Source organism: Parcubacteria group bacterium, from assembly GCA_016204045.1.
In the GTDB taxonomy this organism is placed as follows: Bacteria; Patescibacteriota; Minisyncoccia; order Phycocordibacterales; family UBA2135; genus JACQLQ01.
The window spans coordinates 227,351-243,503 of record JACQLQ010000001.1; the positions used below are offsets into that span (position 1 = coordinate 227,351).

Genomic DNA, 16,153 nt, shown 5'->3' on the forward strand with positions numbered 1-16,153 from the left:
TACGCCGCCGCTTACTTCGCGCCAACTGTGCAAGAGATGCGGTGAAAGTGGCTATCACAAAAAAATAAGACCTGCGTTATAATAGATTCTATGACCCCGCGTAATGTTTTTGTAGGCGCAGCCCTCATTTTTGTGATTGCAGCAGGAGTTTTGTGGAGTGAAAACTCTGGCACAACGCAAGCGCAGCTTGGAAGTTTGAGCAAAATCAAAGATCACAAGAACTGCGATCTGGTACCGCACAAGAGACAGTTTTCACATCAGCCATATTATACGGGGCCATTGATTGACGCCCACCTGCACATGCCGGTTTCTTCTAAAATTGTAAGCGCTGTAGGGAAAAAGATTGGCTTCAGTCAAATGACAGCTTTTGGCGGCAAGGTGACACTCGATTATATAATGTGTCTCTTTCAGAGCGAGGGGATAACACAGACAATAGGGTTTTTTATGACCACTCCTTTTTCTTCTTCGGCAGAGCTTGGTACGGCAAAAAGAGCGGAAAAAACATATCCCAAGAGAATAGCCGTTTTCTATATGCCGGGGCCATATGAAACGCTTAGGGTAGCTCCCGAGAAAGTGAGAAGTGTCATTGAAAAAAACAAAGCCCTTTTCAGGGGCATCGGTGAGTTAAAGAGTTTTGATGGCTCCTCCCTCGACAATCCCTATTTTTCAGAGATGTTCAAAATTGCAAACGATAACAACTTGGTGATAATGATGCATCCGTATCACAACCACAAGGCAGTTGTGGAAAAGATAGTGAAAGAATATCCAAAGGTTACGTTCCTGTTACATGGCGGGCATGATAGTGAGTGGATCACTGATGTGATGAGGAAGTATAACAATGTGTACTATTCAATCGATGCCGATATCGCTGCTCTTTACGGTTGGGAGCGTCAACACAAGGACAAAGAACCCACCAAAGAAGAATTTCTCGCCTATCTCCATGACAATTTTGATGCACAGCTCAATGAACAAATAAGGTACTGGGGGCCCAAGATTGCGTCTTACCCAGACAAGTTTATGTGGGGGACGGATCGTTGGTACGGCTGGCATTTTGATTATGAGGTTGGGGGGCTTATAGAAGAGTTTGGCAGAACATTTATCGGAAGACTGGATCCTTCTATTCGCGAAAGATTTGCTTATAAAAACGCAGAGAGGTTGTTGCAATCGAGGTAAAATAAGTGTTTAAGGCAATTGCAGATATGTGTTTAGTTGTACATCATTCGTCTTTTGGTATGATTCATGTATGAGTATCGAAAGGCCACGACGTGGAGAAAAAGCGCCGAGTCAGGAAAAGCTTCCCGAAGCGAAGTTTGCTGTCGGCATAGATAAGGGAAAACTTCGCGCCACAGACATTGATGCCATCGTTGCTACGATGCACTTCCCGATGGGAGAAGAAGGTGAGCGCGAAGCGAAAACCCAGGAGTTGCGCAAGCTCGTAGAAACCTTTGCCCAACTACCTGAACATCTGGAGTTTAAACCGGGAACCACAATCATTGTCGGACCAAACGGGGCTGGCAAGACAACACTCGCGAAAGCTGTTCTCTACAGTATTATCATGGAGCAAAGGATTGCACAGGAACAAGATTCTGGCAGACCTTTTACGAGAGCTGACGCAGAGAAGGAGATTTTTGAGCCAAAGGGCATGGCATCTTTGTTTTTTGGGAATAGAGTAAAAAGTGACGGACCAATAGTTGGTCATATTGCCCAAGCGCTCCACACGGAGAAATACAATAATATTTCGGACGGAACCCCACAGTATTGGGATCTTGCGCAAGAAGCGGGAGTGACAGCAATGCTACATAACCACAGGACCTCAAGTCTTCTCGAAGAGAGCGAGGGAGGCTATACCTCGAATTTCAAGGGAGAGATGAAACGTACAAGAGGTACCGGTTCGAAGGCAATACATGTAGCGAGGAACTCAAATCGTCAGACACTCGACAGAGGCATGATGCTTAAAATTCGTTACATGAAAGAACAAGCTGAAGGCAAGCCACAAGTAGGATTCTTTGATGAACCAGAAGCGGGCATGGACCCGCGTCGCCACATGGGGCTGCTTGCAGAAGTCGATGACTTTTCAGGGCCAGAATCTATACGGATCGTCGTCACCAACTCCCCAGTGCTTTTTGCTGACCCAAACGTGGCAAGGATTGACCTCGCCTTTCCAGAGCGCGGCATTTTCTACCCAAGAGATTATCCTGAAGACAAGAACTAGTGCGCCACGGTGTAGGCAAGAACTTTCTTCGCGCCTGCGGCACGAAGGGTTTTTGCCGCTTCCTCGAGTGTTGCGCCGGTGGTGTAGACATCGTCGAGCAGAATGACAGTCTTGCCCGCAACAATCTCCGGGTTTGAAACAAGAAAACAATCTTTGATATTTCGTAGACGCGCAGCGCGTTCTCGCAGCTTTGTCTGCGGGAGGGTAGCCCGCGTCTTTTTCAATACCTTCGGGATATAGACGAACGAAACGCCACGGTCGAGGGCAGAGAGTTCGAGAGCAAGCATCTCTGTTTGGTTAAACCCACGCATGCGTTCGCGCCAGAAGGCGAGTGGTAATGGAACAAGGAGGGGCGATTCACTCCCCGTAAACAACAACTCGTCACCAATGTCTTCAAGGAGGCGGTCATACAGTGCTTGTGCAAAGATTTTTAAAATAGTGCGTCTACCCCTATATTTCCAGAGCCATATACCGCGCCGCACGGTTGGGTCGCGGTAATCAAAGATGGCTTCGATGTGGAGGCCGCTTTGCCGCCGGCTCCACGTTTGCGGGGCCGGCGGCAGTTCTTGCAAGCACCCTTCACAGAACACGGCGCCTTCTTCGTTGCACCGAATGCATTTTTGAGGGAAAAGGAGGTCGAAGAGATAGGAAAACATAGCGTATGTTGCCTGCACCGTTAGAAGTTTCCAAAGAGGATGCTCTGTGCGGTGCCTGCAACGTACGAAGCAGGAAAACCGTGTTTTCCGCAGCTTCGTACGTTGTGGATAAGTATCCCACGCCTTAATACATAAGGCAAAACGGGTGTGATACAATAAGAGGGAAGTAATAATGTTGGGTAACATGGCGCTTGACTATGGCAGAGTCTCTTCCTTTCGGCACATCAAACACGCTTGGACGTGCGAGGGGTTTCGTACTTGATTTTATTGATGACCTCTTAAAGAGGAAAGACAAAAGCGTGGTTGGTGTCGACATCGGCTCTTCGTCAATTAAAGTCGTCCAGCTAAAGAAAAGGGGCGGCAAGGCCGTTCTCGAGACCTATGGTGAACTGTCCCTCGGACCTTACGCGAATCTTGAGGTTGGGCAAGCGACAAAGCTCCCACAGGAGAAGGTGAGCGAGGCTCTTATCGACCTCATGCGCGAAGCAAATGTCGATGCCGTCGCCGGAGGCCTCGCTATACCGCTTTCGCAGAGTCTACTTTCTATCATCGAAATTCCGCTCGTTTCAGAACGGAAGATTGCTGACATGGTCCCACTTGAGGCACGCCGCTATATTCCTGTACCCATTTCTGAAGTCACGCTTGACTGGAGGATTGTACCAGAGCTCGACAGCACGTCGAGGGTGGCGGAGGGCGAAGGGGACAAGGCGGCTCTTAAGAAAGTGAAAGTGCAGATTGCCGCCATTCACAATGAAGTCATCAGCCGCTATTCGAACATTGCAGCGACCAGCGGACTCGCGATTGATTTTCTGGAAATCGAAGCATTCAGTCTGATACGCGCGCTTGATATTCGAGCGCGAGAGGCCGTCCTCATCATTGACATTGGCGCCGGCTCGACAAAGGTGGTCATCGCGGAAGGGGAGTTGCCGTTTCGATCGCACATCATTAATCGCGGCGCGCAAGATATTACACAAGCACTTTCAAAATCCCTTGGCGTCTCGGTCCTTAAGGCCGAGGAGATGAAACGCACGGTCGGGCTTACGGATGGTGTAGAGAATCAGAATACTCGCGACGTGATACGGCTTATCATGCAAGGTATCTTCTCTGAAGCGAATCGGATTCTCCTCGACTATGAGCGTTCATATAGTGTCGCCGTTAGCAAGGTTATCTTGTCCGGAGGAGGAGCACTTCTCCGTGGCACGCTCGAACTCGCAAAAGAGAATTTCGAAGTCGAGGTTGCTTTGGCGCATCCATTTGCAAACATCAACATCCCAGCATTTATGGAGGGGACACTCAAAGAAGCAGGTCCAAGCTTTTCTGTTGCACTTGGCATTGCGATGAGAAAGCTTCAAGAAATCGAATAAATTATGGTAGACGTAAAAACAGCTTTTATACCAAAAAAGACGCTTCCCACAATCGGCACTCGCCGAAGCGAGCCGGTTGGCTTGTTCATGGTCGGCGGTCTTGTCATCTTCTTCTCCTCACTTCTCATTGCCGGAGGGCTGTATTTCTATCGCGCGCTCCTCACCACTCAAATTGAGGATATGAGCGAAGACGTGGTGATCGCAAAAGAAGAAATCCAGCCCAAGCTCATCGAAAGCATCACGCGTTTCGATAAGCGTGTCACCATCGCTGAAACATTGATAGGGAAGCACCTTGTCGCAACCCCCCTCTTCTTCCTTTTGGAGGACGCAACGCTTCCCACGGTTAGGTACGATCGTTTCTCTGCAAATGTTGATGACGACGGCAGCATTCTTCTCACCCTCACGGGCGAGGCGCGCACGTACAAGGATCTTGCGGTACAAGCAGACATCTTTGGTCGCGACGAAAACATTACCGAACCCATTTTTTCGGGGCTCCGTCTCAACAATACAGGAAATGTGGCATTTCAGTTCACAGGGAGACTGAAGCCGGCATTCTTGCTTCTCGAAAGCAACCTAACTCCAACTCCCGCAACCCCCTAGTTGTTAAACAAACTACATGGCACGCTATTTTTTCCCCATCATTCTCGTCTTAATCGCTGTCGGCGTTTATCTCGCCGCCATTGATCCTATGTATACTGATATCAAGGACCTTTCCGAAAAACGACGCCTCCTGAGTGGGGCACTGGCAAACTCTCGGCAGATTGCCGAGAGACGTGACGAGCTTCTCGGAGCGTTTAATAGTGTTGCGTCGGCAGCCATCGAACGCCTTCGTAGAGTTTTGCCCGACAACGTAGATAACGTTCGGCTCATTCTCGAGATAGACAGCATCGCCGCGCGATACGGCATGGCGCTCCAAGATGTTGTTATTGATACAGACACACGAGCGCTTGAGGGGGCGCTTGGGCCCGACATGCATCCCTACGGGACGCTCGGTCTCCACTTCACGGTTACGGGTTCCTATGCCGCGTACATGCAATTCCTCGCGGATTTGGAGCGAAGTTTGCGCTTGGTAGATATCACGGAGCTTTCATTTGTCGCAGGGAGTACCGACTTCCACCAATATGAGGTCGGAGTTAAGACGTATTGGCTTAAATAATATGTCAAAAACAGTCATCAACATTGTCCTCATTGTACTTGTCGCGACGGGGCTTTTCTTTGGTTACAACTTTTTCTTTGGCGGCGAGAGTGAAGGCGCACTCCTGACGACGGTTGGGCAAGCCTCGACCGAACAAAACGCCGCCGGCGAGCTCCTCGCCATATTAAAGACGCTTGAGCAGCTCACACTTGATGCGAGTTTTCTCGAGACAAGTGTTTTTAAAGCACTCCGCGATTTTAGCGTTGCTTTGCCCGAAAGTGTGCCGGGCCGGAGGAATCCGTTTGCTCCGCTAGGGCAATAGGTATAGGCGGGCGACCAGAAGTTATTTGACCAGACACATAACCCCAAGGATGTATGTGTTCGGTGCTTCGAATTTTAAATCACCATGCCATTTTTAGACTATCTCTTACAGAAAGGCGTCATAAAGGCGAAAGAAGTTGAAACCGTACGCAATGAAGCTGGCGAAAACAACGAGGCGCCAGAGAGTGTTTTGATGCGACGCGGCATGGGGAGGGATGAACTCCTGAAACTCAAGTCAGAATACTTTAGCGTGCCCTACAAGTCGGTTGACCCAAGCAAAGTGCCGCTCGATGTCATGAAGCTTATCCCCGAAGAGTCTGCGAAGCATTACAAGTTTGTACCGGTCGGAGTTGAAGAAGGGGTGCTACAAGTTGGAATGGTGGAGCCGGACAACATCGACGCCAAGGATGCGTTGCAGTTTATTTCTGCAAAAGTGGAGATGCCGTACAAGCTTTTCTTGATTGGTGAGGACGATTTTAACGCAGTCTTCGAGAACTATCAGAGCTTATCGGGCGAGGTTACCAAGGCACTCTCGCAGTTGGAGACAGACGAGCCCGTGCTGGGAAGTGTCGCAAAAGAAGAGCCTGAAAAAGCGAAACCAGGAGTCACCATCGTAGAGGAAGCGCCAATCTCGAAGATCGTTGCGGTTATTTTGAAACACGCCGTCGAAGGCGGTGCTTCTGACATTCATATCGAACCTACCGAAGAAAAAGTGCAGGTGCGCTTTCGTGTCGGCGGACTCCTCCAGACAAGCCTCCTCCTTCCTCGAGATGTGCTTCCGGCTGTTGTTGCCCGAATAAAAGTGTTGGCAGGGCTACGCCTCGATGAAAAAAGGAAGCCTCAAGACGGTAGTTTTGGCGCACGCATCGAAAAGAGAAAAATCGACTTCCGTGTTTCGACACTACCCACATACTATGGAGAAAAGGTAGTGATGCGTATTCTCGACCCAGGCATGGGTATTAAGAAACTTGAGGAAACTGGGCTCACTAAGGAGGGGATGGACATGATAAGAGCTGCGCTCCACCTACCTTTCGGACTCATTTTGCTTACTGGTCCCACCGGCTCTGGAAAGACGACCACACTCTACGCCATGTTGAACGAGCTCAATCGCGAGGTAGACAACGTCGTTTCACTCGAAGACCCAGTTGAGTACTTGATTAAGGGGGTTTCGCAGTCACAGGTGCGCCCGGAAATCGGTTACACGTTTGCAACCGGACTCCGATCTATCTTCCGCCAAGACCCAGACATTATTTTGGTTGGTGAGATCCGTGACAAGGAAACAGCAACGCTCGCTATTCAGGCCGCACTCACGGGACACCTCGTCTTGTCGACAATACACACAAACAATGCCGCCGGCGTGGTGCCCCGTCTCGTTGACATGGGGATAGACCCGTATCTCATCGCGCCCACATTGGTGCTTGCCGTTGCACAGCGACTGGTCCCTATACTTTGTGATGAAAAAAAAGCTATTCCCATTGAGGGCGCAATGAAAGAAATGATTGATCGGCAGTTTGCAGAGATTCCCGCAGAGTTTCGCAAGAATCTTCCGCATGGGACCCAAGTGTATGAGGCGGCGCCATCTTCTACGTGTCCGACGGGTACACGAGGGCGAGTGGGTGTCTATGAAATGTTTACCATCAACAAGGAAATGGAGCGCGTGATTCTCGAGAACCCTGTTGAAGAGGCGATTTTGAAAGTCGCGCGAAATAAGGGAATGCTTACCATGAAAGACGATGCGATGATTAAGGCCATTCAAGGTAAGATTTCGTTCCTCGAAGTGAATCGATTTGAGTAGTGTAGTATACTTGTATGTATGGACAAGACAGTTCTCATTGTTGACGACGACCCCGGTACCACGACGCCTCTGGTGTCGGCTACGGGGCGGGATGAAGTATCTCTAACCATGCACGCAGTATATGACCTCCGAAGCTAATTCCAACGTCCTTATAGTAGACGACGATAAATTTCTGCTCGACATGTATTCCCTCAAGTTTAAGGAAGCAGCGTTCCGGGTTGAGACGGCTGATTCGAGCGAGGCTGCGTATGAAGCCGTCAAAAAGGGAGGGCAAGACGTGGTCCTCTTGGACATCCTCATGCCTTCTATGGATGGGTTTGAACTCCTGAAACGTATTAAGGGCGAAGGATTAGGACAAACCACGAAGTTCATTGTACTTTCGAATCTTGGCGAACCGTCTGATATAGAAAAAGCGAGGGAGCTTGGCGCCGACGGCTATATTGTTAAAGCGACAGCAACGCCAACTGAAGTTGTCGAAGTGGTTCGCAAAGTGTTGCTGTCAGAAAACAAGAAATAAAATTTTTATGGATAACGCGCACGTGACAATCGAAAGGCTTGCCGACACTGTCTCCAAAGAGGGTGGTTCCGACCTGCACCTTCATGATGGTGGGCATCCCATTATTCGTGTTGCTGGTTCGCTCATTCCGCTAGTTAAGGAGCCGGTGCTTTCTGTGACGGACATGCAGGGCATCGCAGAGTACCTTTTGGGCAAGGAACGGTACGAACGCTTTCTTCTCGAGCGCGAAATCGACTTTTCCTATACTACGACCAAGGATGGAGGTGGAGAAAAGGCTCGTTTTCGTGGTAATGCCTATTTTGAGCGGGGGAGTATCTCCATCGCTCTTCGGCTTATTCCCGCGAAGATACAGACACTCGATGAATTGAACCTACCGAAGACACTTGAGATATTCGCGCGTCGAGAGCAAGGGTTTTTCTTGGTTGTCGGTCCTGTGGGTCACGGCAAGTCAACAACACTTGCCTCACTTGTCGATACCGTGAACCGCGAACGCGCAGCGCACATCTTGACCATCGAGGATCCGATTGAGTTCACCTACACTCCAGCGCAGTCCTTGATTGATCAGCGAGAGGTTGGTATAGATACGGCCGATTTTGCTACGGCGCTTCGGGCGATGTTTCGTCAAGACATTGACGTCGTCATGATTGGAGAAATGCGCGGACCGGCGACTATTTCTGCCGCGGTTACAGCCGCAGAGACAGGGCATCTTGTTTACTCAACACTTCACACCAACAACGCGGCACAGACAGTAGACCGTATTATCGACTCTTTCCCCGGAGAACAGCAAAACCAGATCAAAAGCCAGCTAGCGCAAAGCTTGGCGGGTATTTTCTCGCAACGCCTGATCCCACGCATTTCAGGCGGACTCATCCCAGCGTATGAGCTTCTCATCAATAACAGCGCGGTCTCAAACCTTATCCGTGAAGGCCGTGTATATGAACTCAATGTCGTTATAGAGACGGGCGCCGGAGAAGGTATGATTGATATGAATCGCACACTAGCCGAACTCGTACGCCGTGGTGAAATTACTGTAGAAAATGCGCAACTGTACTCGCCCAACCCGCAAGGGTTAGGCAGGCTAGTGTAATCCTATGCTTTTCGAATACAAGGCACTAACTAAAGAAGGCGAGGAGAGGGGCGGATCGATTGAAGCCCTGAACCGAGATGTCGCCATTCGCTCGCTACAGGAGCGAGGGCTTACTATTGTTTCTATTTCAGGAGGAGACAAACAACCCTTTTGGCAAATACGCCTTACGTGGTTTGATCGCGTACCCAACCGAGACGTAGTCATTCTCTCTCGCCAGATCGCCACACTTTTTCTTGCCGAAGTGTCTGCGCTTCGGGTGTTTCGCCTTCTTGCCGACGAATCAGAAAACGTACTCTTGCGAAGCATTCTTTCTGATGTTGCCCAAGAAATTCAAGGAGGTTCTGCCATATCCGATGCTATGGCAAAGCACCCGAGTGTCTTCTCGCATTTCTATGTGAACATGGTTCGCGCGGGTGAGGAGGCGGGGAAATTGAACGAAACATTTGCCTATTTGGCAGATTACCTTGACCGTTCCTACGCGCTCACCATAAAGACGAGGAATGCCCTTATCTATCCCGCCTTCGTACTCACAGTTTTTCTTGTCGTCATTGTGCTCCTCCTGACGTTGGTGTTCCCACGCCTCACCTCGATTTTGACCGAGGCAGGACAAGATATTCCTATTTACACGCAAATCGTTATCTCAATCAGCAATTTTCTCGTGAACTACGGCATCTTCCTCCTCGTTCTTTTGGCGGCAGGAGGCATCTGGGCATGGAAGTTTGGTGGGACCGAGCGGGGTAAGATGTATTTCAGTCGCCTTATTATCACGGTGCCTGTTTTGGGCGGCCTCACGCGAAAGCTTTATCTTTCGCGCATAGCTGACAACATGTACACCATGCTTACAAGCGGCATATCGATTGTCCGCGCGCTCGAGGTAACTTCGTCCGTGGTGGGGAACGCGGTCTATCGCGAGCTTCTTATTGAGGCCGCAGAAGGAGTCAAGACAGGGCGCTCGATTTCCGAAATGTTTACGGGACACAGGGAAATCCCGAATATCATGGTTCAGATTTTGAAAGTCGGAGAAGAAACGGGAGAGCTGGGTAATATTTTGAAAACCCTGTCTGGCTTTTACCAACGAGAAGTAAACGATTCGATCGACACCTTCATCGGGCTTATAGAGCCGGCATTAATCGTGGGACTTGCCGCCTGTGCGGGGCTTCTCCTCTCATCCGTCCTTTTGCCGATTTACAATCTCTCTTCAGGAATATAATCAAATGTTTTTCCACATTGCCTTTGCATTGAGAGGGCTCCTTGCTATACTATTACCTAGTGAAGGGATTCTATCTCTTTACCAGAAAACATGTTTTTTGGTCGAGAATGCAATTAATGGATAATTTTTACATTATGTTTTACTCACAACGAAAACAAGGAGAAACTCGCGGTTTTACATTGATTGAACTTTTGGTCGTCATCTCGATTATTGGGCTTCTTTCGGCAGTTGTGTTGGCATCTTTGAACACAGCCCGTCAAAAGTCACGTGACGCAAAGCGCGTTGCTGACATCAAACAGCTTCAATTGGCGCTCGAGCTTTACTTTGATGACGAGGGGAACTACCCGGCAAACATTACAGACGTTGGGAACTTGATAACCCCTGGTTATCTCCCAGCTCTTCCAAAGGATCCGACCGATGACGCTGTGTATCCTTACACCCAACTTTCAAGTGGTGCTGACTACCACCTCGGGGCGAGCTTAGAGGACGACCAGCATGTAGCCCTTGATGCAGATGTCGACGCTGACAGCACCAACGTTGACGGTGCAGACGCCGACGGCTGTGCGGATGAGGCAACTAGGTTTTGCTACGACGTAGCGCCGTAACATTAGCAGTAGTTAGTTTGTACATAACACACGCCCGCTTCAAGCGGGCGTGTGTTATTATAAAGGGATGGATAGCATCGTATTTTTCTATTTTGTACTCGGCCTCTTCGTGGGCAGCTTTCTCAATGTTGTCGTTCTGCGCCTCAACACAGGACGTGACATGGTGCACTCTCGGTCTAGCTGTTTTTCGTGCGGAAAAACACTTTCATGGTATGAGCTCATCCCGCTCGTCAGTTTCTTTGTACAGAACGGCCGCTGTCGGAGATGTAAAAGCAAAATATCATGGCAATACCCCATCGTAGAACTTACGAGTGGGTTCTTATTTGCATCTGTCGCGTGGCACGAGTTTGGGATTTGGAATGGCGATGTTTTAATAGGCCAGATTCTAGATTCTATATTCTACATACTTATTTTCTCTGTGCTTCTTGCCATTACCGTGTATGACGCCCGCCACAAAATCATCCCCAATATACTCGTCTATGTTTTCGATGCGCTCGCGTTCCTCACTGTTTTAGGCTTTGGAAATTGGAGCTTGCTTGGAGATTCGTCATTAAAAATTGAAAATTTCATCACAGGACTTATCTTTTTTTCTTTTTTTGCGGGTATTTGGTTTTTATCGCAAGGGCGGTGGATGGGTTTTGGCGACGCAAAGCTGGCACTAGGACTGGGCTGGCTCCTCGGACCGTCACTCGGCATTGCGGGGCTGGTCCTTTCCTTTTGGATAGGTGCCCTCTTCGGGCTTGCCGCGCTCTCAATCAGACGTTTGTTTTCGAGATGGGGGCGAGATACAATATCATTACAAAGTGAAATTCCGTTTGCGCCATTCCTCGTCGTTGGCGCCTTCCTCGCATTCTTGTTTGATATCGGCTTCTTTGATCTCCAGAATCTCTTTGTCCTGTATGTTTTTTAGTCCACCTACTCATTTTGCCGCAGGTGTGCCCGCACGGGGGCGCAACACACGCCGCTACGCGCAAGGCTTCACGTTGGTGGAACTCATTGTGACAATCTCCATCTTTGTCATCATCTCTGCCATTACCCTCTTCAACTATCCGAGCTTCTCTAGTCGCATTGCGTTGGACAACTTGGCTCACGAGATAGCTCTGACAGTACGTGAGGCGCAGGTGTTTGGCACCAGTGTTCGGGAATTCGGCGCGGGGAGCGGTACGTTCCCTGGACATGGGATTTACTTCGCGACGAGCGACAATACACACTTCACTCTTTTTGCCGATGTCGATTCAGATGGGTTTTACGGGGGGTGTGTAGGTGATGTCTGCGCTGAGCAGGTGGACGAGTACGCCATGCAACAAGGGCACACCCTGTCACAGTTGTGTGTTTACGCCTCTCCGGGAGGGGGGTGTATTTCGGTTCCCGCACTTCACATTACGTATGTGCGTCCCAATCCGGAAGCGCAGATCCGAGATAATGGTGGTTCTCTCTATGCGTATGCCGCGATCGCCGTGTCCTCTTCTCGCGGCGATACGCGAACGGTTGAAGTGTGGTCAAACGGGCAGATAACTGTCCGTCGATAGCTTTTTCTAACCAGATGCTAAAGTCTAAAAGTCAAAAGTCGCAAAAGGGGTTCACGGTGCTTGAGATGATCGTTGCGCTCGGGCTTTTTACCGTTGTCGTCACGGTCGCCGTCGGTGCATTAACTGCACTCGGTACCGCCTCAGGAAAGGCGCAGTCATCCCGCATCGTTATGGATAACTTGAATTTCACCGTTGAGAACATTGCGCGAAGTATGCGCGTGGGTACGAAGTATCATTGCGGATCAGGAGGAACTCTTACGGACCCACTACCTTGCCAGGTTAATGGAGAACAGTTCATAGCATTTTTGGATTCTCAATCAAGGACGGTCGCCTTCCGCCTCAACGCAGGTCGCATTGAGAAATCGACAAATTGTAGCCCTTTTTTGTGCAGTGACTGGCTCGGCATTACCGACCCTGCACTCACCATTACGGAATTTCGTTTCTTTGTCACTGGGGCATTCTCGGGGGACGGTGTTCAGCCGAAGGCGCTTTTAGTGGTAGTGGGCACTGCTGGCAGAAAAGACATTGAGGAGGCGACATTTAATCTGCAAACACTCATTACTCAGCGTCTCTTAGATTCATAACGTAACGTATGGCATACAGACAGGATCTAAAACTGCATGAAGGGTTCTCGCTTATCGAGGCGCTCGTTGCCATATCGGTTCTTGTGCTTGCGTTGACGGGTACCATGACCGTGGCGTCGAAGGGGCTAGTTTCCTCTGATGTCGCGCGTGACCAAATTGTGGCGTTCTATCTTGCCCAAGAAGCTGTGGAGTTTGTCCGCAACACTCGGGACAACAACTCTCTTGCGGAGAACGATTGGCTGAGCCGCCTTGAGCCAGCATGTACGGCTACAGATTGTCGCATTGACGTGAATGCCACTCCACCTAATGACATTGTTGGTTGCCCAACGACATGCCCTGTCCTAAGACTTTCGGCAAGTGGCATCTACAACCACGGGAGTGGTAATGATACGGTGTTTCGAAGGTCGGTGCGCATAGCCGAGACGGTTGCGGATCGTGAAGCAACTATTGATGTCACTATTGCGTGGGATCGTCGTGGGCACCCGCGCGACTTCACTATTCGCGAGCATATCTTTCATTGGAAATGATTCCGGTTGTTAACTTTCAGTTTTTAGCTGTTAGCAAAGCCTGTTCAATTTAAACGCATGAAACTTCTAAAAGCCATAAGCCATAAGCGACAAGCTAAGGAAGGGTACACGCTTTTGTTGGCGGTGCTTTTGTCGAGCATTCTTCTCACGGTTGCTCTCGGCCTCCTCTCAATCATTGAAAAGGGCATTACTCTTTCTTCCGCAGGACGAGATTCGCAGTTCGCCTTCTATGCCGCTGATGGGGGCGGCGAGTGCGCCCTTTTGTGGGACATTCGATACCCTGGTTTTGGAGAGAGTGTCTTTGCCACATCAACACTCTCGAGCCCACCATCTTCGGGGGTGCTTTGTAACGGGCAGGATATTGCGAGCTCTTGGACTATCTATGACGAGACAGCCAACTCCGCAAAGACACGGTTTAACCTAACACTCACAAATGATGCTTGTGCGATAGTTCTTGTCGAAAAGGAGGCGGAGGGGGCAGTGACGCAGATCACCACAAGCGGATTCAATACATGCGATGAGAACTATCCGCGCAGAGTGGAGAGAACGATACGGATTACATACTAATCTTATGGCAAAGCAGTTGAACAAAGAGATCAAAGAACGTGCGGCGTTGCTTAGGGAAACAATCCAGAAGCACCGATACGCGTATCACGTGCTCGACAAGGAGACGATTTCTCAATCTGCACTTGATTCACTCAAACATGAGCTCCGGAAGCTTGAAGAAGAATATCCGGAACTCGTAACACCCGACTCGCCGACCCAGCGTGTCGCAGGCAAGCCACTCCAGGGGTTTAAAAAGATTACGCACCAAGTGCGGCAATGGTCATTCCATGACGCGTTTTCTGAAGAGGAGATAAGGAGCTTTGATGAGCGAGTCAAGCGTCTTCTCAAGGAAGAGTATGGTCGCTCTATTGCGCCTAAGTATACCGCCGAGCTCAAAATTGACGGCCTCAAAATCATCCTGACGTATAAGAAGGGAGTTTTGGAGACAGCCGCAACGCGCGGCGACGGGAAGGTGGGCGAAGATGTCACCACAAATGTACGCACGATCGAATCGGTCCCGCTTAAGTTGCGCGAAGACATCGATCTTGTTGCCGAAGGAGAGGTGTGGCTCCCTTCGAAAGAGCTGAAACGTATTAACGAAAAACGCGAAAAAGCTGGGGAAGAAGTGTTCGCGAACCCAAGAAATGCCGCGGCGGGAGCCATTCGCCAGCTCGACCCCAAAGTCGTCGCCGAACGCAAACTCGACAATTTTATTTATGATCTCTCGCATACAGAGGGACATTTCCCAGAAACACAAGAAGAAGAGTTGCGGAGGCTTGCAGAGTTGGGGTTCAAGGTAAACAAGCATTTCGAGAAGTGCGCCGACATAGAGGGGGTGATTGCATTTTGGAAGAGATGGCAGAAACGCGCCGCAAAAGAGGCGTATTGGCTCGATGGGGTGGTCGTGAAGGTAAACAAAAAAGAATACCAAGACCGCCTTGGGTACACAGGGAAAGGCCCCCGATGGGCGATTGCCTTCAAGTTTCCTGCTGAACAGGTCACAACAATCGTCAATGATATTGTGCTTCAGGTTGGCCGGACTGGGGTGTTGACGCCCGTAGCAGAGCTCGAGCCTGTGCAAGTAGCTGGCACAACTGTCTCGCGGGCAACACTCCACAACGAAGATGAGATCAAACGTCTCGATGTGCGTATTGGAGACACGGTAATCCTCCAAAAAGCAGGCGACGTGATCCCAGATATTGTCCAAGTTGTCACGGATATGCGACCAAGGGGGGCAAGGGCCTATGAGTTTCCGAAACGCGTCGCCGAATGTGGCGGCGACGGCGCGGTTGAGCGTGTCCCCGGTGAGGCGGCGTGGCGTTGCGTCAACAAGAACTCATTCGCACAGAAGCAACGCAAGTTTTATTACTTTGTTTCCAAAAGAGCTTTTGATATCGGAGGCCTCGGTCCGAAGATTATTGATCTCTTGCTAGATCAGAGTCTTGTCTCGGACTACGATGACATCTTTACCCTTGAGAGGGGTGATCTTGAAGTACTCCCTGGTTTTGCAGAAAAGAAGGCAGAAAAGCTCTTTCTTGCCATTGAGAAGGCGCGGGTCATTGAGTTGCCAAAGTTTTTGGTTGCCCTTTCTATTCCACACGTAGGTGAGGAGACCGCCGAGGACGTTGCCTCCGAGTTTGAAACATTGGAGAACGTGCGCAAAGCAACGATAGGGCAAGCACAAAAAATCGAGGGTGTTGGCAGTATTGTCGGCGAGTCGCTCGTTCACTGGTTCGGTAAAGCAGAGAACAGAGAGCAAGTCACCCGCCTCTTGAAGTACGTCACCGTAAAGCCGTATCAGGTGCGTCGTCGTAAGGACACGCCGTTTTCGGGGAAGAATGTTGTATTAACCGGAGCGCTCCAGGCGCTCTCGCGCGATGAAGCTAAAGAAAAAATTAAACTGTTGGGGGGGCATGTCTCGAGCGCCGTTTCAAAAGAAACCGATTTCGTTATTGCCGGGGCAGATCCTGGTTCCAAGTTTGAAAAAGCAGAAAAACTCGGAGTAAAGGTTCTCACTGAAAAAGAGTTTCTAGCAATGACCAACTAATGCCACTTTGATTTGCAG

18 protein-coding genes are annotated in these 16,153 nt (G+C 49.9%); 17 read left to right on the forward strand and 1 reads right to left on the reverse strand.

Annotated features, from left to right (window positions below):
• Positions 1-90 precede the first annotated feature (90 nt).
• Together HY455_01340 and HY455_01345 are read left to right on the forward strand one after the other, a co-directional pair.
• Positions 91-1,173, forward strand: a complete 1,083-nt coding sequence (locus HY455_01340; protein MBI4118169.1) for an amidohydrolase family protein — start codon at positions 91-93, stop codon at positions 1,171-1,173.
• Between the two features lie 199 nt (positions 1,174-1,372).
• Positions 1,373-2,212, forward strand: coding sequence for an AAA family ATPase (locus HY455_01345; protein MBI4118170.1), 840 nt, complete (start codon positions 1,373-1,375; stop codon positions 2,210-2,212).
• Here HY455_01345 and HY455_01350 read toward each other — a convergent pair.
• On the reverse strand, positions 2,209-2,868 hold the full coding sequence (locus HY455_01350) for a ComF family protein (protein ID MBI4118171.1): 660 nt from the start codon (positions 2,866-2,868) through the stop codon (positions 2,209-2,211). The two genes, HY455_01345 and HY455_01350, sit on opposite strands and share 4 nt — an antisense overlap.
• 197 nt (positions 2,869-3,065) lie before the next feature.
• Here HY455_01350 and pilM point away from each other — a divergent pair, with 197 nt between their 5' ends.
• The 15 genes from pilM (at position 3,066) to ligA (ending at position 16,135) form a co-directional block, all read left to right on the forward strand.
• On the forward strand, positions 3,066-4,232 hold the full coding sequence (gene pilM, locus HY455_01355) for a type IV pilus assembly protein PilM (protein MBI4118172.1): 1,167 nt from the start codon (positions 3,066-3,068) through the stop codon (positions 4,230-4,232).
• 3 nt (positions 4,233-4,235) lie between these two features.
• On the forward strand, positions 4,236-4,832 hold the full coding sequence (locus tag HY455_01360) for a hypothetical protein (protein MBI4118173.1): 597 nt from the start codon (positions 4,236-4,238) through the stop codon (positions 4,830-4,832).
• A 16-nt stretch (positions 4,833-4,848) separates the two neighbouring features.
• Complete coding sequence (locus HY455_01365; protein ID MBI4118174.1) at positions 4,849-5,388, forward strand: hypothetical protein; 540 nt, start codon at positions 4,849-4,851, stop codon at positions 5,386-5,388.
• 1 nt (position 5,389) lies between these two features.
• A complete protein-coding gene (locus HY455_01370; protein MBI4118175.1) occupies positions 5,390-5,689 on the forward strand; it encodes a hypothetical protein in 300 nt (99 codons plus the stop codon).
• Positions 5,690-5,773: 84 nt separating this feature from the next.
• Complete coding sequence (gene tadA, locus HY455_01375) at positions 5,774-7,483, forward strand: Flp pilus assembly complex ATPase component TadA (protein ID MBI4118176.1); 1,710 nt, start codon at positions 5,774-5,776, stop codon at positions 7,481-7,483.
• A 121-nt stretch (positions 7,484-7,604) separates the two neighbouring features.
• Positions 7,605-8,000: a response regulator gene (locus tag HY455_01380; GenBank protein ID MBI4118177.1), complete on the forward strand. Its 396-nt coding sequence runs from the start codon at positions 7,605-7,607 to the stop codon at positions 7,998-8,000.
• A gap of 7 nt (positions 8,001-8,007) precedes the next feature.
• Entirely contained in the window at positions 8,008-9,087 is a 1,080-nt protein-coding gene (locus HY455_01385) for a PilT/PilU family type 4a pilus ATPase (protein ID MBI4118178.1), read from the forward strand.
• A 4-nt stretch (positions 9,088-9,091) separates the two neighbouring features.
• The gene (locus HY455_01390; GenBank protein ID MBI4118179.1) at positions 9,092-10,297 is read left to right on the forward strand and encodes a type II secretion system F family protein; all 1,206 of its coding nucleotides are present in this window, start codon (positions 9,092-9,094) and stop codon (positions 10,295-10,297) included.
• A 116-nt stretch (positions 10,298-10,413) separates the two neighbouring features.
• Positions 10,414-10,902 carry a prepilin-type N-terminal cleavage/methylation domain-containing protein gene (locus tag HY455_01395; GenBank protein MBI4118180.1) on the forward strand — a complete coding sequence of 163 codons (489 nt, stop codon included), beginning with the start codon at positions 10,414-10,416 and terminating at the stop codon, positions 10,900-10,902.
• A gap of 67 nt (positions 10,903-10,969) precedes the next feature.
• Entirely contained in the window at positions 10,970-11,812 is an 843-nt protein-coding gene (locus tag HY455_01400) for a prepilin peptidase (GenBank protein MBI4118181.1), read from the forward strand.
• Entirely contained in the window at positions 11,802-12,431 is a 630-nt protein-coding gene (locus tag HY455_01405) for a type II secretion system protein (protein MBI4118182.1), read from the forward strand. Before HY455_01400 ends, HY455_01405 begins: the two co-directional genes overlap by 11 nt.
• Before the next feature lie 14 nt (positions 12,432-12,445).
• Positions 12,446-13,015 (forward strand): prepilin-type N-terminal cleavage/methylation domain-containing protein, encoded by a 570-nt coding sequence (locus tag HY455_01410; GenBank protein MBI4118183.1) that lies wholly within the window; start codon positions 12,446-12,448, stop codon positions 13,013-13,015.
• Positions 13,016-13,023: 8 nt separating this feature from the next.
• A complete protein-coding gene (locus tag HY455_01415; GenBank protein MBI4118184.1) occupies positions 13,024-13,542 on the forward strand; it encodes a hypothetical protein in 519 nt (172 codons plus the stop codon).
• A gap of 57 nt (positions 13,543-13,599) precedes the next feature.
• The gene (locus HY455_01420) at positions 13,600-14,109 is read left to right on the forward strand and encodes a hypothetical protein (protein ID MBI4118185.1); all 510 of its coding nucleotides are present in this window, start codon (positions 13,600-13,602) and stop codon (positions 14,107-14,109) included.
• 4 nt (positions 14,110-14,113) lie between these two features.
• A complete protein-coding gene (ligA, locus tag HY455_01425) occupies positions 14,114-16,135 on the forward strand; it encodes an NAD-dependent DNA ligase LigA (GenBank protein MBI4118186.1) in 2,022 nt (673 codons plus the stop codon).
• Positions 16,136-16,153: the final 18 nt, after the last annotated feature.